This is a genomic window from Paenibacillus terreus (assembly GCF_042138595.1).
Taxonomy (GTDB): domain Bacteria; phylum Bacillota; class Bacilli; order Paenibacillales; family Paenibacillaceae; genus Paenibacillus; species Paenibacillus terreus.
Genome location: NZ_JBHIRX010000017.1, coordinates 14,968 through 35,546 on the forward strand (window position 1 = coordinate 14,968; position 20,579 = coordinate 35,546).

Sequence of the window (20,579 nt, forward strand, 5' to 3'; positions counted from 1 at the left end):
TACATATTGTTATTCGACGGAGGCCAGTCATATCAATTGCGTTTCTACGTTACTATACTAAAGAATTCAATTAAACACCAGTGGTAAATTAATATTTTTAATATATTTTGTATAGATATGCATAAATACAATGATTAGATTGCATGACATCATGTTTGAGATGGCTAGAGTTCATACAAAATAAGGAAATTGAAATGTATGACAGATGGAAAAAATCCACATCCTAAAACGTACTTCAAATCCTGATCGTTTAAAGTCTGTAAAAGGAGATAGCGATGGAACTGCAGCCGATTATTCCCTTCGAACCGGTCAGAACAGAGCATATTCCTGCCGGCCCGGAATGGATTGCCCAATTGAAATGGGATGGGGTAAGAATGCTGTCCTACTGCAGCGAGGGGCAGGTACGCCTTGTCAACCGGAGGCTGAATGACAGAACACTGCAATACCCGGAGCTGCTGCAGCCTGCCGAATATTGCACTGCCTCCTCCTTCATTCTGGATGGGGAGCTGGTCGCTTTTGACGGGGTGAAGCCCTCTTTTCACGAGATTATGAAAAGAGACAGTCTGCGCAAGCAGCAGTCCATTAAGCAGGCGGTCAGCACTATACCTGTCGTTTATATGGTATTTGATGTGCTGATGGCCGATGACCGCTGGGTAACGGAGCTGCCTCTTTCACAGCGGCAGGCCTTACTGCAGGACATGATCAAGCCTGAACAGCGGCTGGTGCAGGTCGTGCAGAGCTTTCCGGACGGAAATGCGCTGTTCAAGGCGGTATCGGAGCAGGGGCTTGAAGGTGTTGTTCTGAAACGGACAGACAGTGCCTACCTCATCAACGGGAAGGACAAGCGGTGGCAGAAGCGGAAAATCAGCCGTGATTTATATGCCGTGATCGGCGGGGTGACCTTCCGGGACAAGGTGGTCAACTCTCTGCTGCTGGGTCTTTATACGCCGGAAGGCCAGCTGATGTATATCGGTCATGCCGGTACAGGGCAGCTTACCGTCAACGACTGGAGAAGCCTTACCGAAAGAGTGAAGCCGCTGGCTATTGGTACGATCCCCTTTAACGCCAAGCCTCCCCTGCTGCGGGACACGACCTGGATCCGGCCGCAGCTGGTGGTCAAAGTGGCCTTTCTGGAGTGGACGCCAGGCGGGACCATGCGGCACCCGAGCATCGAAAGCATTGTGGAGCATATAACGCCTGCGGAATGTACAACAGAGCAATTGAAATAGCCGGACCGGATGCCCGGTGCCTGCAGGAGCTCGCTTCTTCATTGACAAATTCATGGCTGTGAGGTATGGTAGAGTCACAATTTTATTAACATGCTGTGCGGGTGAAGCACCTCGCAGGATAGGCCATTGCGCCTTTCTTGCGGGGTGCTTTTTTGCGTTTGGCCCGTTATGCAGCGCATTTTTGAACAAAGGAGAGAAGATCATTGGTGAACAGAGGGAGCATGAAAAGCTGGAACAGGATGCTGATATTGCTGCTGATTGCAGCGTTATGGTGGGGAAGCGCACTCCCCGCCCAGGCCGGCAGCTGGGAAGCCGCGCTGGATGGTCTCGATGCCGTATATGATGACGTTACAGAGCTCGAGACACTGATCCAACTGGAGAGCAAGCAGATCCAGACCCTGCGGCAGAAGAATAATGTACGTCTGAAGGCTCTTAATAAAAATATTCAGGCTATTGATGCGGCACTGCTGTCCAGGCTGACTGCTGAAGTCAAGCAGATCGAACAGAAGCACGCGGCTCTTCTGAAGCAATACTCGTCCCTCACCAAACAGGCATCTGAGGCAAGAAAGCAGAAGAACACCAAAAAAGCCGCCCTTCTTGATTTGCAGCGTAACAAGCTCAAGCCTTCCTACACCCAGGCCAAGGCGGAGATCAAGGCCAAGAAGGATGCGCTGACATCGGCCAAGAAGCAGGCAGCGGCCAAGAAAAAAGCGGTCAAGGACGCTCTCAGCCCCGTTACAACGCTGAAAAAGCAAATTACAGCGGAAAACAAAACGATCGCCGCTGCCCGCAAAAGCAAAACAGCGGCCAACAAAAAATACCGCAGTGCCATTAAAGCAGGCGATGCGGTAACAGCTCTGGCCCAAATGATGGTGGTGTATGATCAGCTGGCCCGCATTCATGCCTCCCTGCAGAAAACTAACAGCTGGGAGAATAAGATCACCCAAGGGCTGCAGGCCGCGGAGGCAAAACTCCCGTAAAAAGCATCGGCTTCAGCTTTGGCAGCCCAACGGAATTTAATTATTGAAGCGGCACTTCACTGACCGTAAATGTCAGTGAAGCATGTCTATAATGCTTACAGACACTTACGAATTGACTATGGAGGGATTGGAATGTTTGTAACCATTAAAGATTTTGCCGCCGAATGGCTGGAGGAGAGCGCGAATACGGAGCGGGTGCTGTCCCATTTGACCGACGCCTCGCTTTCACAAAGCATGGGCACGAAATACCGGACCTTGGGACAGGTAGCCTGGCATCTGGTCGAATCGCTGAACTACATCACAGCTATGGGCCTTTCTTTTCCAGGATTGAAAGAAAACGCAGAAATCCCGGCCTCTGCACGGGACATCCTGGATGAATATCGCCGGCTAAGCGGGGAAATGCTCCATGCGGTGCAGACACAATGGACGGATGCGGAGCTGCTGACAGATACCAAAATCGGCGGAGAAGTATGGACCAAAGGAGCCTCTCTTCACTTTGTAATCATGCATCAGGCGCATCACCGGGGACAAATGACCGTTCTTATGCGGCAGGCCGGCTTACCCATTCCAGGCGTTTACGGCCCAACCTATGAAGGATGGATTGAGATGGGCCGCGAACCGCTCGCATAACCGCACAGATTTGTATAATTTGAAACGAAAATATATGGAACATCCGGCATCCCTCCTCTAAAATAACAGTACATATGCTGATTTTAAGGAGGGTTCTTGGGGATGGCCAAAGCAGATAACATGCTGTCGATCTTATGGCTGCTCAAATCCGGCAGACAGATGACGGCGCGTGAGCTGGCGGATGAGCTGGAAATCCATGTCCGGACCGTCTACCGCTGTATAGATTCATTGTGTGCCAGCGGTGTGCCCATCATAGCCGATGCAGGCCATAACGGCGGATACCGTCTGCTGCACGATGCAGTCGCTGCCCCGTTATTTTTCGATTTGGATGAACAAAAAGCGCTCATTCATGCTTCCATCTTCGCGAAAGAAGCCGGATACCCGTTTACGGATGCACTGCAAAGGGCAATTGATAAATTAAGAAGATATGCAAACGAGGAGCAATTGAATCATATTGAACGGCATGCGGACAGGCTGTCGGTTCTCGAACCGCCCGCAGATCCGGAAAAGCAGGATGTGCTGCAAATGCTTGAGCTGGCGGCCGGCAGCGGGGAATCCCTGAAGATCCTGTATCTGAGCAGAAAAAATCCGGCGCCACAGCAAAGAATGATCGACCCTTACGGTATCGTATATTGGAAAGGAAGCTGGTACGCTGCGGGCTACTGCCATCTGAGGAAGGAACTGCGCAGCTTTCGCGTGGACCGTATCATTCAGGCAGAGCCCACCGGCATCTGTTTCGAGAGACCAGAGCAATTTTCCGCCAAACAATTCCTTATGGGCAATCTGCTTCCAAAATCGCTGGAAGACCCGCAGTTGGAAACGATTGTCATCCAGGGCCCTGATCAAGTGCTGGATGAATTGTCTAAGCACTGGCTGTTCGGCCACACCCAGGTTCTCCGTCAGTCGGGACAGGCTGTATTCAAAGCAGATCGGGATTCGATGCTGACTTATATCCCCTATTACTTGCTCCCTTACGGAAGGGCAATCCGGATTGCAGAACCGCAAATATTAGTCGAGAAAATGGCCGAGGTTACGTCTGTCATGGCGGAATACTACCACAGCATGAGGGGTTGATTGCAATGGGGAAAAATAACCGGCGTCCGAGACTGCTGCGAAGAAAGGAACTTACCGTGTGAACAAAACAGACCGCATGCTGGCTATCCTGCTTGAGCTGCAGCGCAGGAGCGTAGTACGAGCCGGAGACTTGGCGGATAGGTTTGAAACAAGCATCCGCACGATTTACCGTGATATTCAGGCCCTGAGCGAAGCTGGGGTGCCGATCGCCGGGGCTCCCGGTACGGGATATTCGTTAATGGAGGGATACTTTCTGCCTCCCGTGAGCTTTACTATGGAAGAGGCGGTAACCCTGCTGATCGGAACACACTTTGTCGAACAAAAGTTTGAAATCCCCTATGTTAAGAGCGCGCAGTCATCCCGGGCCAAAATCGAAGCTGTCCTGCCTGAAGACATTCGTAAGGATGCAGACCGGGTACAAATGTCCACAAAACTGGTCAATCCAAGCGATGTGGCGGTTAACGAATTTGAACTGAAATGGATTGAACTGCTCAGACAAGCTGTACTGGAGCAAAAAAAGGTAAGGTTCGGGTACTCCAAAAAAGTCCCCTATGCTGACGGCACCCGCCAAAGCAGCCGGACGGCCTCGCCTTATGGCCTGGTGCTTGTCAATGGTTCGTGGACATTACTTGCCCACTGCGATTTGAGACAAGAACTGCGGCATTTCCGTTTGTCCCGCATAAGCGAACTTACCGTTCTTGAGGAATCGTTTATACGCCCGGAGCATTTTAATCTTCAGGAATATCGGCCGCCGGATGACAGAAACGTTCATGTCCGTATTTTTGTTCAGTCCCGAATAGCAGATAGGGTAAAAGAAACGGGCAGATTTTATTTAGAGGAGTTCCTTGAGCATAGGGAGGGCTACATTGCCCATTTACGTGTCAGGCAGCCCGAGGAAATATTACAGTGGGTGCTCGGCTGGGGGGCGGATGCCGTTGTTCTGGAGCCCGAATCGCTCAGGCAGCGTGTCTGTGAAGAAGCCAAACGAATGTTGGATCACTACTGACATAATGCTGTCAGCAGCGCTTATATATACTGAAAACAGTTCATTAAAGGAGCTGTTGATCAGATGAATACAACCGAAGTTGTAGAGCGCTTTGAAAAAGTCCTTGTCCACTATCTTCAGGAGCTGGACGGATACAGTATGGAGGAATTGCGGCTGAAGCCCGGTGACGATGAATGGTCCCTTGGACAAATGTACATGCATCTTATCCAGTCCGCTCTTTACATGCATCTGCCCAATGCCGTGAAATGCATGGAAAAGCACGCCGATACTGCCGGACAAGCAGCGGAGAAAACAGAAGCAGGCAAAGCCGCCTTCAGTCAGGGCAGCTTTCCCCCCGTTCGAATAAAGGTTCCGGCGTCCCCTCAATATACTCCGCAGCAGCCTGCCGGTAAAGAGCAGATCATAGAAGGGCTGAACTCCGTCCTTCTCCGGATGAAAGAGCTTGTGCCGTCTCTGAAAACAGCTTCTCTGCACCATACCATTGCTCATCCCGGCTTTGGCGCATTGAACACCATGGAATGGTTTATGCTTGTGGAGATGCACTATCGCCACCACTTACTGCAAATGGACCGGCTAAAAAAGCATATTGAGTTGTGCGGCGCTTAAGCGTAAGGTGAAAATCCCAAAAAGATCCCAAAAAGCCCTCGTCCGACAGGACAAGGGCTTTTTCCTCGGTGCCTTGCTATTTAAACCCGCTTATTTTGCGTTAAAAGTTTCGGTCAGCACAGGCACGATCTGCGATTTACGGGAAACTACACCTTCGAGCACTGCTCTGTTGGCGTCCAGCTTCACATTGTAGGCTGTCTCTACGGCCTGTGCCTGGCTGCCCAGCGCAATGCCCACGGAGTTGCTGTTAATGATGTCTGTTACCACAAACAGGAACAGGTCCAGGTTTTTATCAGCGATCGTCTTGTTCAAAGCGGCTTCCAGCTCGGACTGGCGGGACAGCACGTCATTGACGTCAACCGCGTTGACCTGGGCGATCTCCACCTTGCGGCCGTTCATATCGAATTCCTTGGCATCCAGACTGATCAGCTGCTCAATGGTATGCTTGCTCAGGTCAGCGCCTGCTTTCAGCATGTCGAAGCCGTAGCTTTCCGCATCCACACCGGCAATTTCGGCCAGCTCGCGCGCTGCAGCCACGTCCTGCTCCGTGCAGGTTGGTGATTTGAACAGCAGGGAATCCGAAATGATGGCGGACAGCATCAGCCCCGCAATCTCTTTCGGTATCGCAACACCATTTTCCTTGTAAAGCTTGTTCAAAATAGTAGCTGTGCAGCCTACAGGCTCGGCACGGAAATACAGCGGCTGAGCTGTCTCGAAATTCGCGATACGGTGGTGATCGATCACCTCGGTAACGCGGACCTTATCAATATCATTGGCGCTCTGCTGGCGCTCGTTATGGTCAACCAAGATTACTTCCTGCGCTTCTTCAGACACGTTCTCCACAAGGCGAGGAGCGCTTACTTTAAAGTAGTCCAAAGCGTATTGCGTCTCTCCGTTCACTTCTCCCAGCCGTACAGCCTCAACGTCAGCTCCCAGCTCTTTCTTCAAAGCAGCGTAGGCGATCGCTGAAGTAATTGTATCCGTGTCCGGATTTTTATGCCCGAAAATGAGTGTTTTTGCCATTCCAATCGACTCCTTAGTAAGAGTGTATATTTCAAAGTCAACAATTCCAATGCAGATTATATCATTAATGCTTACAGCTTTGCCATCCGAAAGCGCATTTTCCTCAAAATATTTCTCTCTACCTCCATACCAGGGCGTTAACCGCAATTCTCTATTTTATCCCAAACCTATTAAAAAAATGATAGTAAACCGTCATTTGATATGGTAACATATGGCTCAAAACTATATATTCACCCAGTCATCATGGTGTAATTTCCCAAAGGAAGGAGGCCAAGCACAACCCGGCAGACGCTCCAACTCGATGCAATTCAAAGAATTATATTTTGGATGAAAAGAGGGGAATCGTTGTTGAAAAAGCGTTCTTTCCTACGAAAATTACCAGCTGTTTCACTTGCATTTATTCTTGCTGCCGGACTTTCTCTGCCATCCACCGGCCTGGCTTCTCCAGCTGATCCTTCACAGACCGGGCTAGAACTGGATGCTCCGCGTTCAGAGCTGCAGGCCGCTCCGGAGCCTGCCTACATTTCACCGGAACTGGACACCTCTTCTGCCAAGAAAGTAAATGTTATCGTTCAGCTCAGCAGCGAACCAATCGCTGTCAAAAGATTCGCCACCAGGGGATTAGGAACATTCTCCGCCCGTTCTGCCGAATCCTCCATCTCCAAGGAACAGACCTCATTGGTCGAACTCGCCAAACAGCAGGGCATTCCGCTAACCGTCAACTATAAGTACAATACGGTGCTTAACGGTATGGAAGTCACGGTCCCTGCCGATAAGATCCCTGCCCTGGCCAAGCTGCCGGGAGTGAAATCCGTGTATGAGAACAAAACCTATTTCTCCATCCCGGTTGAAGAACCTGCTGCCCTTACAGCGGAAGAAGCGACTTATGATATCCTCTTTGATGAAGCGCCGCTGAAGCAGATCGGTGTGCCGGATGCCTGGGCTCAGGGACTGACGGGTGAAGGCGTCAAGGTCGGCGTCATTGATACAGGCATTGATTACAACCATCCCGATCTGAAGGATGCCTACAAAGGCGGTTACGATTCCTTTTATCAGGACAAAGACCCGTATGAGGAGCCTCCGCTTACGGTGAGTGAAGACCCTTACGGGGTCGGCTTCTCCGGAACCTCGCACGGCACGCACGTAGCCGGTACGATAGCCGGACAGGCCAAAAATACCACATCCGACATTGTGCAAAAAGGCATCGCCTACAATGTTGATCTGTATGCTTACAAGGTGCTTGGCCGCAACGGGTCCTCATCCCGGGCTTCCGGCTCCTCGGCTCAGGTCATCGACGGCATAGAACGGGCCGTCAAGGACGGGATGGACGTCATCAACCTGTCCCTCGGCTCCGACCAGGAGAAGGACCCCAACTCACCGGATTCCATTGCCATCAACAACGCGGTGCTGTCCGGTGTGGTAGCCGTCATTGCGAACGGCAACGCGGCAGATGCAACAAACGGCTCCTATTTTTATTCCATGGGATCTCCCGCCTCCTCGCAGCTTGGGATTTCCGTAGGTGCGGCAACGTCGCCGGGTTATACATTCGAAGCATCGGCGTTCGTAACGGCAGATACGTACAGCTCGGTCACCGATACCACCTATCATGATTTCAATATGATGGGCTGGAGAACAAGCGACGAGGATTTTCCCAGCATTCTCGGCATCGATCCGTTGGATCTTGTATATGTGGATCTGGGTCAGGTAGAGGACTATGAAGGCCTTGACGTGGAAGGCAAAGTGGTACTCATTTCCCGCGGCAACCTGGCTTTTGTGGACAAAATCGCTATCGCCAAGGAGCATGGCGCCAAGGCAGCCATCATTTTCAACGGCAATGTAAGCGGCCAGGACATCAATCAGGCGGACCTGTCCGAGGACATTCCGAATCGGAATGATTACAGCTATGTCAGCCTCGGGGACAGCCTGGGCTTTATTCCGACGTTTGATATGAAAGGCAGTGAGGGCCGCGCCCTTGCGCGCAGCATTCTCGCCAGCGGAGGACAGTTCGCATCCGTTACGTTCGGTAACGATTATCCGCGGTACGATGTTGCCGGTGACACCATCGCTTCGTTTAGCTCCCGTGGGCCGAACAGCGACGAGCTGCTTGGAATCAAGCCGGACGTGGTTGCACCGGGCGTAAATATTATGTCGTCATACCCTGAATGGAGCAAATATATTGAAGATGCTTCCTATGAGGAGGCCTACGAACGCAGCAGCGGCACGAGCATGGCTTCCCCGCACGTAGCCGGTTTGGCGGCTCTGCTCGTGCAGGAGCACCCGGACTGGACACCATTCGATGTGCGCGCAGCCCTGGCCAATACCTCCGATGCCCTGCATGACGAGGACGGCACGCTTTATGACGTCTACTCGCAGGGTGCAGGCCGGGTCAATATCGCCAAAGCCATCGAAACCCCTGCCCTGCTGCAGACGGTTGAGCAAATTTCCATTCTGAATAAGGATCTGAATTACCAAAATGTGACCAACTACGGCTCTTCCGCAAGCTTCGGCGTTATGCCGGCAGGCAGTGCAGCCAAGCAAATCCAGCTTCAGCTGAAAAACGTATCCTCAGGCAGCGTGAAGTATAATACTTCCATCGTGATGCATCCTGATGTGACGTTGGACCCTTACGTTGAAGGAGCTGTGCCGACACCGGATGTGAACAACATCAAGGTAGAGCTGCAGGGAATCGACGGAGGAACGATTTCGGCAGCGGCTGGCAGCACGGAGTCCTTTGCATTGTCCGTACAGCCAACGGCAGGAGCTGCCGACGGTGTGTATGAAGGCGAAGTCATCCTGGAAAGCGCAGCTCTTCCTACCCTGCACATGCCATTCTCCGTCCATGTCGGGGACGAGCAGCCGGCCACCGGCTTTGGCCTGCAGGAGATGACCCTGTCGAATCCGGTCATCACTCCTAACGGTGACGGCAAGCAGGATACAACCGACATCTCCTTCCGCCTGACCGCGGACAATACCAACTACATCGAGCTTCAGATTTACGGTGTAGATGACCAATTGGTCGGGGTAGTAGATGCGATTTCCACCGATTCGGGCTTCCTGCAGCAGGGTGCCTACCAGTTTAAAGACTTCGACGGTTCCTATGTAGGGCTCGATGTCTACGGCAACCTGGAAACGGATGAGAACGGGAACCCGGTATACCGACACCTGACCGATGGAGTCTATAAAATAACGCTTCTTGCACCGAAGCTGGACAAAAACGGAAACTACACCTTCTATGAAGGCGCTCTGGACGCATACTACGCATCCAAAGCACTGCGTGTCGATAACACGCCAGCCACCCCCGGTAACGGCGGCGGTGGGGGCGGAGGTCGTGACGATGACGACGATGATGACAAAGGGTCCGGCGGCAGCGGTGGATCTGGCGGTGGGGGCGGAGGTTCCACAAGCCCGAACCCGACACCGACACCGACACCAACTCAGCCTGCCCCTGTGAGCGCCGGCAGCATTCAGACGGTTGTGCAGCAAGGACAAACTGCCCAAGCTGTGGCAGCTTCCGCGATTGTCAGCGGCAAGGCGCAGGCATTGACCATAACCGATGTGGACCTGCAAGCTGCTTTGACCGCAGCCGGCCAGTCACCGGCAGCCATCGTAGTCTCAGCCAACAATCAGGGCACGGCTACAACCAAGCTGACGCTTACAGCTGCACAGATTGAAGTGCTGAAAGGCGCAGCCGCGGACAGCAGCCTGATTTTGAACAGCAACGGAGCTTCGCTGGCTCTTCCGCTGTCCCTGTTAAGCTCCGTGACTTCCGGCGCCAGCCTTGAGCTGATCGTCAGCAGCGAAGCACAGGCGGCATCTGACTTCACAAACGGCTTTGCAGGGGCTTCGGTCATCGGCACGCCGACAGCGTTTGAAGTCAATGTCCTGTCCGGTTCGACCAGCAAGCCCATTACCGTGCCGGCCGGAGTCCGGATTCTCCGCGCCTTCACCGTTCCGGGCGAGCTCGAAGCCAATACGGCCGGCGTATTGTATACCAACAACGGCAAGGTGTATCCTGCCCCTTCCGTCTTCAGCAGTCAGGCGGACGGAACGACCATTGTGAAAGTAAGCCGTTCGGGCTTCTCGACCTATGCGGCAGCTTCCAGAGCAGTGAATTTCAATGATATCTCGTCATCGTACGCTCAATCCGAAATTCAATCTCTGGCGCACAAACTGCTGGTGAACGGCACCTCGGAAACGGCGTTTTCTCCGAAGAAAAACGTCACACGCGCCGAGTTTGCGGCCATGCTGACACGCGCGCTCGGACTGCAGGCGGCAGCGAGCACGCCGTTCTCCGACGTAAGCTCAAGCACCTGGTACGCCGGCGATGTCGGGGCGGCTTACCAGGCCGGATTGATCACCGGGCGGCCGAACGGCACGTTCGATCCAGGCGCCAACATCAGCCGTCAGGAAATGTCTGTCATGCTGGACAAGGCCATCGACCTGCTGAAAATCACTCCTGATGCTCAGGGTTCGGTCCGTACCCCTTACGCCGATGCTTCCTCGGCCGCGGCCTACGCGCAGAGCAGCATCGAGAAAGTAACGGCAGCCGGGCTGATGAACGGCGAAATAGCGGGCGGCTCTTCCTTCTTCAAACCGCAGGCCCCAACCACTCGTGAGGCAGCGGCAAAGGTACTTTACCTGTTGTTGCGGAAAGGCGAGCTCATCAACTGATAATCTGACAGGTCAAAAAAAGCTGCAGCGGAGGTTCGCCTCCGGCTGCAGCTTTTTCTTAGAACTAAATGCGGTCTGGCTTCTTTGGTGGTACGTCGATAGACGTTTTTCTTAAGCTTGCGGCAGTTCTCCAATCCGTCCGGGTGGCTGTCCCGGCAAGGGCAGCTTTACCCGAAAGACACTGCCTTTTCCGGGCTCGCTTTCCGCCTCAATCATACCGCCGTGCGCCTCCACAATGGATTGGGAAATGGCCAGACCCAATCCGGCGCCGCCGGAGCTGCGCGTGCGGGACGAGTCACCCCGGAAGAAACGTTCAAAGATACGTCCCAGCTGCTCCTTGCTCATCCCGGCTCCGTTATCACGCACCGACAGCTCGGCTGTCCTGGAGCCCGCCGAAAGCGTGATGGCAATGATCCCATACTCGGGGTCCGTATGCTGAACTGCATTATGGAAAAGATTTAGAATGACCTGCTTGATGGCATCCGGGTCTGCAAGTACATGCACCGCCCCTGTAAGATTAAAGGTCACTTCCCGGTCGCCCGCGAGCATCCGGAGCTGTGGTTTCATGGAGAGCAGCAGGAGGTCGAGGGCTGTATCCTTCAGCTCCATCTCCGGCCTCCGGTCCATTTTCGCCAGCAGCAGCAAATCCTCCACCAGCTTGTTGATTCGCCTGGATTCCCCGTGCATGCTCTCCAGCGCAGCCTGAAGCTGGGCCGGATTGGACGCGGCCCCCCGCAGCAGCACCTCCAGAAAACCGTGGATCGACGTCAATGGTGTACGCAATTCATGCGAGGCATCGGCAATAAACCGCCTCATCTGCTGCTGTGCTTCCCTTTCGGCAGCAAAAGCCGCTTCCAGACGGCCAAGCATCCCGTTAAAGGACACCGCCAGCCGGTCGATTTCATATTGTCCCTGGTTCGATTCAAAGCGCTCGGTTAAATTCCCGGCATCGACTCTCTTTACCGCCCTGACCATCTCGGAGAGAGGAACCAGCGTCCGCCGCAGTACAGGCAGCATCAGTGCAAGCCCGCCGGCCAGTGCCAGTAATGCCAATGAAATAAAGATCAGGAGCTGTCTCAACAGCAGGTCACGCAGGGGACCTATACGGTAACCCATCTGTACAAGGTCACTACCGTTCCCTCTTGGGCCTCTGCTTGGCCTGACAATGACAAGCTGCTCGTTTCCTTGCGCATCTTGAACAAGCAGATAATCTCCCCTCCTGCCAGGCACATCCGTAGTATTGCGCGCTTCCACGTACACCTCAGCCGACAGCCGCGGAGAGGAAAGGCCGTTCTCAGCAGACAGATCCGTAAAGGTTCCATCCTTTCCGATCACGGCAATGGAGGTGTCCGGCATAAACAGAAAGCGAGGCCGTTCCTGCTGCTGCATCTGGCCCGCCTTACCTCTCGTATCCGGTGCGCCGTTCTCCGCGGGCGTCCGCCATTTGGCGAACAGCTCCACCGGCATCGTGCGGAGCTGGGCTTCCATCGTGTCCACCCGGCTGCGGTACAGGAAATCCTTCATCAATACATATTGGAGAAAACCGATAAACGCCAGCAGCACCGCCACGATAAGGATCGTTCTCGCCAGCAGCTGTGATCGCAGGGAACGAAGCGTAAGAACGTCCCGCCAGCTTTTTTTTCTCCGTATCATGGCAAATCCATCCGGTAGCCGACACCGCGCAGTGTCCGGATCAATTTATGCTCCTTGTCCTGCAGCTTATCGCGCAGGGAGCGGACATAGACCTCCACAATGTTGTCTTCCCCGCCAAAGTCATAACCCCATACCCGGTCCAATATCCGGGCTTTGCTCAGCACCAGTCCATGATTCAGCACCAGAAGCTTGAGCAGCTCATATTCGGTCGGGGACAGCTCCAGCACACGGTCGGCATATTTGATTTCCCTGCGCCGGTCATCGATGCAAAACGGTCCGTAAGCCACCTCGCCCAGCAAATCGGGAAACTGATTGCGCAGCCGTGCTTCGATGCGGGCCAGCAGCTCTTCAAAATTAAATGGCTTGACCAAATAATCGTCGGCACCCAGCTTGAGCCCTTTCACCCGGTCATCGACCTCATCCTTGGCTGTCAGCATAATTACGGCAATATTGTCCCCCGTCTCCTTCAGGCTGCGGCAGACCTCAAAGCCGTTCATTTCCGGCATCATAACGTCCAGCACCGCTACATGGGGCCTGAATTCCCGCGCAGCCTCCAGCGCTTCCTCACCGTTCGAGACCTTCCTGACCTCAAATCCCTCATTCGCCAGCCCAAACTCCAAAAACTGCAATATATGCGGTTCATCATCCGCAATTAATATTTTCACGCTGTTCAGCGTAGTCATCCCGTTTTCATCCTTTCAAGTCAGACCGCGCCTGGCGGCAGTTTTCCTTGCAATATCCCGAAGCCATGCTTCGAGGTGTATTCTTTCTGGCATTTAACTTATCACTATTATGCCGCCCATACCTGAAATTTGGCTGAAAATGACGGCAGAGATGACTTTTGAACAACCTCTTTCAGCGAACATTCAGCCAGGCTTCATAGCTGATTCAGGTAGCGGGGGCATGATGGAGGTACCCAATAAGCTAACAAGCACGAGGAGTGATTGATGCACATGAACAAAACATGGCGAAGCCGGGTGGACATCCCGCTAGTGCTCATTATGGTTTTATCCGCATTTCTCAATGGATATAACATCTGGCAGGACCAATACGCCAATACCTACTACACGACGGCTGTCGCGGCCATGCTGGAAAATTGGCATAATTTTTTCTTCGCTTCCCTGGACTCGGCAGGATCGGTGTCCATTGACAAGCCTCCTGTCACGTTCTGGATTCAGACACTGAGCGCCTACATTTTCGGACTGCACGGCTGGAGCGTCATTCTGCCGCAGGCCTTTGCCCAGGTGGGCTCGGTGCTGCTGATCTACCTGCTCGTTAAGCCGACCTTCGGTCTTGCGGCCGCACGCCTCTCGGCATTTGCCATGGCATGTACACCGGTGGCGGTGGCCGTGGCGAGAACGAACAACATTGACAGCATGCTCGTTTTCACCCTGTTGCTGGCAGCGTGGTCTTTGTTCCGCGGTATCCGAACAGGTAAAATCGCAAGCGTCATCGCGGCATTCGCCATTATAGGCGTCGGCTTTAATATGAAGATGCTTCAGGCCTACATGGTTCTGCCCGCCTTTATTCTCATTTATGTATTGGCCGGCAAAGTGAACTGGAAACGTAAAACAGCCGTACTGGCCGGATCAGCTGCGGCACTGCTGCTGGTGTCCCTGTCGTGGCCGCTCATTGTGGATTCAACCCCCGCGGATGAGCGCCCTTACGTCGGAAGCAGCGGCACCAACTCCGTCATGAATCTGGCATTCGGATACAATGGCGTGTCTCGTCTAACGGGAGACCGCAGCACAGGCCAGTCCGGCGAGGACGACAATATGAATAAAACCGGTATGATGCGGCAGGATCAAACGTCCACAGAAACCAGCTCACAGTCTAACGGTACGGGCACAGACTCAAGCTCAACGCTGCAGCAGAAGGAAGCAGGAAGCTCCACCGGAGATAACAGTTCCGGCAGCGATTCGAATGGTTCAGGAAGCTTAGGCGGTTCCGGAGGTTCGGGCGGTTCAGGAGGCTCAAGCAATGCGAGCGGCCAAATGCAAGTGCCTCCGGGCGGCTTTGGCGACAATGCGAACGGTGGTCCGGGCGGCACAGGCACAGACGACGCTAGTGGAACGAACGGAGGCCCCGGAGGCGGCATGGGCGGTGGTCCAGGCGGCGGAAGTGGAGGCGGCATGTTTGGCACCGGCGATCCCGGCCCACTGCGCTTGTTCCAGAAGGAGCTTTCCGGCCAGGCCAGCTGGCTGCTGCCGTTCGTCGCTCTGGCCAGCATAGCGTTGCTTGCCAGCTTCAGATGGCGCAGCTTCACCATGAAGCATAAGGAAACTCTTTTCTGGCTGGCATGGCTGCTGCCGGTAGCGGCATTTTTCAGTATCGCGGGTTTCTTCCATCATTATTACCTGATTATGCTTGCTCCTCCGATCGCTGCCCTGTTCGGCGCAGGCTCGCTGGAGATGTGGAGGCTGTACCGCGACCGCGAGAAGCGCCTCGGCTGGCTGCTGCCGGCGGCGGTGCTCGTCACAGCCGTCTTCGCATGGTACATCATGCAGGCCTATAACGATACGATCGGCAGCTACTGGTCTATCGGCACGCTGGCCCTTGGCATCATTGGCACGGTTCTGCTTGCGCTATTCCGCAACGGCGCTCCTGCCAAAGTAAAAACATCTCTTGTCATCAGCCTGCTCGCCGTATTTATCGGCCCGGTATATTGGGCTTTCACCCCCATTGTATACGGCGGCAACAGCATGATTCCCCAGGCCGGGCCCGGGCAGAGCGGCTTCGGCATGGGTGGTGGCCCCGGCGGGGAAAGCATGATGATGCGGGAAGACCACGGTTTCGGAGAAAACGGCGCCTCTAATACGGGAGCGGCGGCAGATTCCGCAAACGATACAACTGCCACAGCAGCAGATGATAGTCGCCGCATGGGTCGCGGTAGCAGCTTCCAGGGCGGTTCCATGAGGGGCGGCGGTCCGGGCGGCTCAGAGAGCGTGAACGAACAGCTGTTGGAATATCTGCGCGATCACAACACTGGTGAAGAATATTTATTTGCAACGATGAACTACGGTACAGCGGCTCCTTATATGATCGATGAGCGCGAAAAAGTCGTCATTTTAAACGGGTTCGTGCAATCGGATCCTGTCTATGACACTGCAAAGCTTGAGACTCTCGTGAAGAGCGGGAAGGTTAAATATTTCCTGATTTCCGAAGGCGGCCAAGGAGGCCCGGGTGGCGGCAATTCCGAGCTGACCGAATGGATCCGGCAGAACGGAACCGAAATTCCTGCTTCGGAATGGCAGTCATCATCAGATAACGCGGACTCCAACGCCTCACAGGGCGGACGAAGCGGAAGCCTGACTCTGTACGAAGTGACACTTCAGTGAATTACAAAGGAGGAATCACCATGACGGATCAACGGAACAGAAAGCAGGTGCGCTACTCCGTAATCATACCGATGTATAACGAGGAAGCGGTCATTACCGAGACCTACCGGCGGTTGAAGCAGGTCATGAACGGGATGGGCGAATCCTATGAGCTGATTTTTGTAAATGACGGCAGCAAGGACAGGAGCGCGGCGCTGATCCGGCAGTTTGGCAAAAGCGATGACACGGTCATGCTGCTTGATCTCTCCCGTAACTTTGGCCATCAGTTGGCCATCACGGCCGGTATGGATTATGCCTCTGGGGATGCGGTCATCGTGATCGATGCCGACCTTCAGGACCCTCCGGAGCTGATTGCGGATATGGCGGCCAAGTGGAAGCAAGGCTTTGAGGTGGTTTACGCCAAGCGGACCAAACGTAACGGGGAGACCTTGTTCAAAAAATGGTCAGCCAGCCTGTTCTACCGTGTACTGCGCGCTTCCACTGAAATCTCCATCCCGGTCGACACCGGAGACTTCCGCCTGATGGACCGCAGGGTCGTCGAGGAGCTGAAACGGCTGCCGGAAAACAACAGATTCGTACGCGGATTGGTAAGCTGGGTTGGCTTCCGCCAAACTGCTGTCGAATACGAACGTGATGAGCGACTGGCAGGCGAGACGAAATACCCGCTCAAGCGGATGATCAAGCTGTGCCTGGACGGAATCACTTCATTCTCCTACAAGCCTCTCAAGCTTGCAGGTTATCTGGGTGCACTGCTTTCGTTCGCCGGCTTCCTGTTTCTCATCTACGCGATTGGTGTAAAGCTGTTCACGGATACGGTGGCCAAGGGCTGGACCTCCATGATCAGTCTGCAGCTCATCTTCAATGGCGTCATTCTGATCATGCTGGGCATCATTGGCGAATATGTGGGGCGGATCTATGATGAGACCAAAGCGCGGCCGCTGTACATCGTACGCGAATGTGTAACCGGCGGCGGCCTGGACGATCCGCAAAACCCGGCCTATTCGCTCGGGGACCCAGGCACATCCACAGGGCGGGATCGCCCGGAAACGGCGGCGACCGTCAGAATGTCCCGGGCAAGCGGCAGCGCTTATGCGGGCCGTAATCCCGGCAAGGGCGCGTGATAGCGATGAGAGCCTTCATCGGTCAATTTCTTCGCTTCGGCACGGTTGGTGCGCTGAATACCGGCATCGATTATATAGTATTCATTGTACTGACCTGGGGAGGTATGCTGCCTCTGCCCGCACAGATCATTTCTTATCTGTGCGGCGCGGCCAACAGCTATCTGCTGAACCGCGGCTGGACCTTTCGCGGCAGCAGCGGCCAGTCCCCGCAATCCAGGCAGCTGATCTCTTTTATCATTGTAAATTTGATTACACTGGCCTGTACGTCAGCGGTGCTGGAAGGGCTCCTGCATGAAACCTCCTGGTCCCTCCCCGCCTGCAAGCTGATTGCAACGCTCGCCGGACTGGCCATCAACTATACAGGCAGCCGATTCTGGGTATTCGGCTCCAGACAAGGAAAGGAACGTGATGCATCATGAAAATCAGAAAAGCTGTCATTCCCGCCGCAGGTCTCGGAACCCGTTTCCTTCCGGCAACCAAAGCGCTTCCCAAAGAAATGCTGCCAATCGTCGACAAACCGGCGATCCAATATATTGTAGAGGAAGCGGTCATGTCCGGCATCGAAAGCATCATCATTGTAACCGGGCGGAATAAAAAAGCCATCGAGGACCACTTTGACAAGTCGGTCGAGCTTGAGCAGGTGCTGAAGGATAAAGGCAAGTCGGAGCTGCTGAAGCAAGTGCAGAGCATCGGCGGCACCGCCAGCATTCACTACATCCGGCAGAAGGAGCCGCTCGGACTGGGTCATGCCGTATTATGCGCCCGCCATTTCATTGGCAATGAACCCTTTGCTGTCCTGCTCGGCGACGATATTATGGTATCCCGCCCGCCTGCCATCCGGCAGCTGATGGATGTGTACGATACGACCGGCAAGCAGGTGGTCGGGGTTCGGACAGTACCGCAGGAGGATGTCAGCAAATACGGAATTATCGCAACCGCCTCTTCCGCTATCTCTGTCCAGGAAGTCACCGGGCTTGTGGAAAAGCCTGCCCCTGAACAGGCGCCCTCCCGCAGCGCGGTCATCGGCCGCTATGTGCTTGATCCCTCCATTTTCTCCATACTGGAGAACATGAAGCCCGGTGCAGGGGGCGAGTACCAGCTGACCGACGCGCTGCATGAGATTGCATGGCAGCGCGGGCTGCTCGCGCTTGAGCTGGAGGGCCGTCGCTATGATATCGGCGATAAGGCTGGTTACCTGGAGGCCGTGCTGGAGATGGGCATGCAGCGTGAAGACCTCTACCCAGCCTTGTCATCGCTGCGTGAACGTTTTGCGCAATTCTCAGGGGCCTCAAATAAAAAAATCATTTAACCCGGTCTTCCTCTCCTTTTCTCACGGGATATGCAATAGAATGGACTTATAAGCCACCACGAAAATACAAGTCAGGAGGAGTCCCATGAGTATCCCGGAAGGAAACCTGCTTAGCAATGTTGAACGCTTTACAGGATTTGCAGAAGGCTACGACCGCAGCCGGCCGCAAGCGCCATCCGTCGTCCCGGAGCTGATCCTCCGCTATTTAGGGCGCAGGCCCGCGCTTGTGGCGGATGTCGGCTGCGGCACCGGATTATCCACCATGCTGTGGAGAAGCTGGGCGGACCGGATTGTTGGCATTGAGCCCAATGCCGATATGATCGCTGTTGCGCGAGAGAAGCTGGCTGATTCCGATGACACGGACAACATTTCATTTGAACACGGTTTTTCCAATGCTCTTCCCTTTGCGGCCCAATCCGTTGATGTCATCACATGCTCCCAATCCTTTCATTGGATGGACCCTGACAGTACGCTGAAGGAATTCGGGCGCGTGCTCGTACAGGGCGGTGTATTTGCCGCCTATGACTGCGACTGGCCTCCCTCGCTGGAGTGGGAGACGGAGGATGCTTATAACCGAATTTTGACCAAGGCAGATGACATTATCCAACGGCTTGCGCCAGAGCAGCAGCAAGCACGTAAATGGGATAAAAACAGTCATTTGAATAGGATGGCGGCCAGCGGCGTCTTCCGGTTCACCAAAGAAATCGTATTCCACCACCATGAGCCGTTTGACGCAGACCGCTATGTACGGCTTGCCCTCAGTCAGGGAGGCGTTCAAACCGTCTTCAAGCTCGGCTCCTCCGAGCTCGACGAAGATCTGGTGCGCTTCAGCGCGCTGGCCGGCAAAGCCTTCGCGGGCAAAACGCTGGAGCTGATGTTCAGTTACCGGATGAGGCTGGGAATCAAGTAGGCAGGATCTATTGAGCTGAGAGATTGCTTTTGGTGCTTAGTGAGGCGCTCCGAGAACGAAGCATTCCTGGTATTGCAAAAAAGGTCAAGAACGTGGGGAAATCCCTCACAATCCTTGACCTTTTTGCTTGTAGCAAGAGAAGAGAACGATCCTTATATCCCTACCGAAAGATAACTAAGATCCGTCTGGCCGTATAGCGATTTAGGACATACTGGCCGTAAGCAGCTCATGAAGGAGTTCAGGGTAGTCCGTAATAATTCCGTTCACGCCCGCTGCAATCAACGACTTCATTTCTTCAGCTTCATTAACTGTGAACGGGTTGTACACAATGCCCGCCTCCGCAGCGGCGGCAACCCACTCGGGGGTGACAGCTTCTTTATAAGGGTGGAGGGCTGTGGCGCCAAACGTGCGCGCATATTCCCACGGTTGATATAACCCTTCTATATACAGAACCCCGGTCTGGATTTCGGGAGCGATTTTTTTGCACTCTGCCAGCGAATAATGATTGAAGCTCGAAATGAGAACCTGCTCCTCCAAACCGGCCTTTTTAACGGCAGCAATCACCTGCTCTTCCATACCGGAATAGGGACGGATGCTGTTCTTCAGCTCCAGATTGAGGATGATGTCGGTACCTGACACGAGGTCCAAAAGCTCCTCCAGAAAAGGCAGCTTCTCCCCCTTAAAAGCTTCACCAAACCAGGATCCCGCATCCAGCTCACGCACTTCCTCCACCGTAACCTCCTCAACCAGACGTTCATCTCCAGTCGTGCGCAAAAGATATTCATCATGGATAAGGACAAGCCGCCCGTCACGCGTCCGTTGTACGTCCGTCTCAATCCCTGTTGCGCCCAGCTCCAGCGCGCGCCGGAAAGCGGCCATCGTATTCTCGGGACAGGTCCCTGAAGCCCCGCGATGGGCAAAATTGATCACTTTGTTAGTCATTGCAAGCCCTCCCTCATTTCTGTTGCCTGGACTCATTGTACCCCGGCTGTGTACGAAGGATGTTAAAAAGCCAAAAATATAAGCCAT

The 20,579-nt window shown here is 54.1% G+C and carries 16 protein-coding genes; 12 read left to right on the plus strand and 4 right to left on the minus strand.

The features are described from left to right. Positions 1 to 275 precede the first annotated feature (275 nt). The 6 genes from ACE5KN_RS24015 (at position 276) to ACE5KN_RS24040 (ending at position 5,525) form a co-directional block, all read left to right on the plus strand. On the plus strand, positions 276 to 1,229 hold the full coding sequence (locus ACE5KN_RS24015; protein WP_375525445.1) for an ATP-dependent DNA ligase: 954 nt from the start codon (positions 276 to 278) through the stop codon (positions 1,227 to 1,229). 206 nt (positions 1,230 to 1,435) lie between these two features. After that, positions 1,436 to 2,209 (plus strand): hypothetical protein, encoded by a 774-nt coding sequence (locus tag ACE5KN_RS24020; RefSeq protein ID WP_375525560.1) that lies wholly within the window; start codon positions 1,436 to 1,438, stop codon positions 2,207 to 2,209. 132 nt (positions 2,210 to 2,341) lie between these two features. Further along, the gene (locus ACE5KN_RS24025) at positions 2,342 to 2,839 is read left to right on the plus strand and encodes a DinB family protein (protein ID WP_375525446.1); all 498 of its coding nucleotides are present in this window, start codon (positions 2,342 to 2,344) and stop codon (positions 2,837 to 2,839) included. 102 nt (positions 2,840 to 2,941) lie between these two features. After that, entirely contained in the window at positions 2,942 to 3,913 is a 972-nt protein-coding gene (locus ACE5KN_RS24030) for a helix-turn-helix transcriptional regulator (protein ID WP_375525447.1), read from the plus strand. A 58-nt stretch (positions 3,914 to 3,971) separates the two neighbouring features. Beyond that, a complete protein-coding gene (locus tag ACE5KN_RS24035) occupies positions 3,972 to 4,919 on the plus strand; it encodes a helix-turn-helix transcriptional regulator (RefSeq protein WP_375525448.1) in 948 nt (315 codons plus the stop codon). Between the two features lie 63 nt (positions 4,920 to 4,982). Beyond that, positions 4,983 to 5,525, plus strand: a complete 543-nt coding sequence (locus ACE5KN_RS24040) for a DinB family protein (protein WP_375525449.1) — start codon at positions 4,983 to 4,985, stop codon at positions 5,523 to 5,525. Between the two features lie 90 nt (positions 5,526 to 5,615). On the opposite strand, the gene ACE5KN_RS24045 is transcribed toward ACE5KN_RS24040, so the two are convergent. Next, on the minus strand, positions 5,616 to 6,548 hold the full coding sequence (locus ACE5KN_RS24045; protein ID WP_375525450.1) for a manganese-dependent inorganic pyrophosphatase: 933 nt from the start codon (positions 6,546 to 6,548) through the stop codon (positions 5,616 to 5,618). A gap of 348 nt (positions 6,549 to 6,896) precedes the next feature. Between ACE5KN_RS24045 and ACE5KN_RS24050 the strand changes: the two genes are divergently transcribed. Beyond that, the gene (locus ACE5KN_RS24050) at positions 6,897 to 11,219 is read left to right on the plus strand and encodes a S8 family serine peptidase (RefSeq protein WP_375525451.1); all 4,323 of its coding nucleotides are present in this window, start codon (positions 6,897 to 6,899) and stop codon (positions 11,217 to 11,219) included. Between the two features lie 111 nt (positions 11,220 to 11,330). On the opposite strand, the gene ACE5KN_RS24055 is transcribed toward ACE5KN_RS24050, so the two are convergent. Together ACE5KN_RS24055 and ACE5KN_RS24060 are read right to left on the minus strand one after the other, a co-directional pair. Beyond that, the gene (locus ACE5KN_RS24055) at positions 11,331 to 12,872 is read right to left on the minus strand and encodes a sensor histidine kinase (RefSeq protein WP_375525452.1); all 1,542 of its coding nucleotides are present in this window, start codon (positions 12,870 to 12,872) and stop codon (positions 11,331 to 11,333) included. Then, positions 12,869 to 13,555: a response regulator transcription factor gene (locus ACE5KN_RS24060; protein ID WP_375525453.1), complete on the minus strand. Its 687-nt coding sequence runs from the start codon at positions 13,553 to 13,555 to the stop codon at positions 12,869 to 12,871. The genes ACE5KN_RS24055 and ACE5KN_RS24060 overlap by 4 nt, the downstream gene beginning before the upstream one ends. A gap of 270 nt (positions 13,556 to 13,825) precedes the next feature. Here ACE5KN_RS24060 and ACE5KN_RS24065 point away from each other — a divergent pair, with 270 nt between their 5' ends. The 5 genes from ACE5KN_RS24065 (at position 13,826) to ACE5KN_RS24085 (ending at position 19,550) form a co-directional block, all read left to right on the plus strand. Beyond that, complete coding sequence (locus ACE5KN_RS24065; protein ID WP_375525454.1) at positions 13,826 to 16,210, plus strand: glycosyltransferase family 39 protein; 2,385 nt, start codon at positions 13,826 to 13,828, stop codon at positions 16,208 to 16,210. 20 nt (positions 16,211 to 16,230) lie between these two features. Continuing rightward, positions 16,231 to 17,331: a glycosyltransferase family 2 protein gene (locus ACE5KN_RS24070; RefSeq protein ID WP_375525455.1), complete on the plus strand. Its 1,101-nt coding sequence runs from the start codon at positions 16,231 to 16,233 to the stop codon at positions 17,329 to 17,331. A 5-nt stretch (positions 17,332 to 17,336) separates the two neighbouring features. Next, positions 17,337 to 17,750 carry a GtrA family protein gene (locus tag ACE5KN_RS24075; RefSeq protein WP_375525456.1) on the plus strand — a complete coding sequence of 138 codons (414 nt, stop codon included), beginning with the start codon at positions 17,337 to 17,339 and terminating at the stop codon, positions 17,748 to 17,750. Further along, a complete protein-coding gene (gene galU / locus ACE5KN_RS24080) occupies positions 17,747 to 18,640 on the plus strand; it encodes a UTP--glucose-1-phosphate uridylyltransferase GalU (protein ID WP_375525457.1) in 894 nt (297 codons plus the stop codon). Before ACE5KN_RS24075 ends, galU begins: the two co-directional genes overlap by 4 nt. Positions 18,641 to 18,725: 85 nt before the next feature. Further along, positions 18,726 to 19,550 (plus strand): class I SAM-dependent methyltransferase, encoded by an 825-nt coding sequence (locus tag ACE5KN_RS24085; RefSeq protein ID WP_375525458.1) that lies wholly within the window; start codon positions 18,726 to 18,728, stop codon positions 19,548 to 19,550. 201 nt (positions 19,551 to 19,751) lie between these two features. On the opposite strand, the gene ACE5KN_RS24090 is transcribed toward ACE5KN_RS24085, so the two are convergent. Then, positions 19,752 to 20,492, minus strand: a complete 741-nt coding sequence (locus tag ACE5KN_RS24090; RefSeq protein WP_375525459.1) for a glycerophosphodiester phosphodiesterase — start codon at positions 20,490 to 20,492, stop codon at positions 19,752 to 19,754. Positions 20,493 to 20,579: the final 87 nt, after the last annotated feature.

Coding starts and splice junctions, on each gene's coding strand:
- ACE5KN_RS24015 (WP_375525445.1), top strand. CDS start 276: ATGGAACTGCAGCCGATTATTCCCTTCGAACCGGTCAGAACAGAGCAT.
- ACE5KN_RS24025 (WP_375525446.1), top strand. CDS start 2,342: ATGTTTGTAACCATTAAAGATTTTGCCGCCGAATGGCTGGAGGAGAGC.
- ACE5KN_RS24030 (WP_375525447.1), top strand. CDS start 2,942: ATGGCCAAAGCAGATAACATGCTGTCGATCTTATGGCTGCTCAAATCC.
- ACE5KN_RS24040 (WP_375525449.1), top strand. CDS start 4,983: ATGAATACAACCGAAGTTGTAGAGCGCTTTGAAAAAGTCCTTGTCCAC.
- ACE5KN_RS24045 (WP_375525450.1), bottom strand. CDS start 6,548: ATGGCAAAAACACTCATTTTCGGGCATAAAAATCCGGACACGGATACA.
- ACE5KN_RS24055 (WP_375525452.1), bottom strand. CDS start 12,872: ATGATACGGAGAAAAAAAAGCTGGCGGGACGTTCTTACGCTTCGTTCC.
- ACE5KN_RS24060 (WP_375525453.1), bottom strand. CDS start 13,555: ATGACTACGCTGAACAGCGTGAAAATATTAATTGCGGATGATGAACCG.
- ACE5KN_RS24065 (WP_375525454.1), top strand. CDS start 13,826: ATGAACAAAACATGGCGAAGCCGGGTGGACATCCCGCTAGTGCTCATT.
- ACE5KN_RS24070 (WP_375525455.1), top strand. CDS start 16,231: ATGACGGATCAACGGAACAGAAAGCAGGTGCGCTACTCCGTAATCATA.
- ACE5KN_RS24075 (WP_375525456.1), top strand. CDS start 17,337: ATGAGAGCCTTCATCGGTCAATTTCTTCGCTTCGGCACGGTTGGTGCG.
- galU (WP_375525457.1), top strand. CDS start 17,747: ATGAAAATCAGAAAAGCTGTCATTCCCGCCGCAGGTCTCGGAACCCGT.
- ACE5KN_RS24085 (WP_375525458.1), top strand. CDS start 18,726: ATGAGTATCCCGGAAGGAAACCTGCTTAGCAATGTTGAACGCTTTACA.
- ACE5KN_RS24090 (WP_375525459.1), bottom strand. CDS start 20,492: ATGACTAACAAAGTGATCAATTTTGCCCATCGCGGGGCTTCAGGGACC.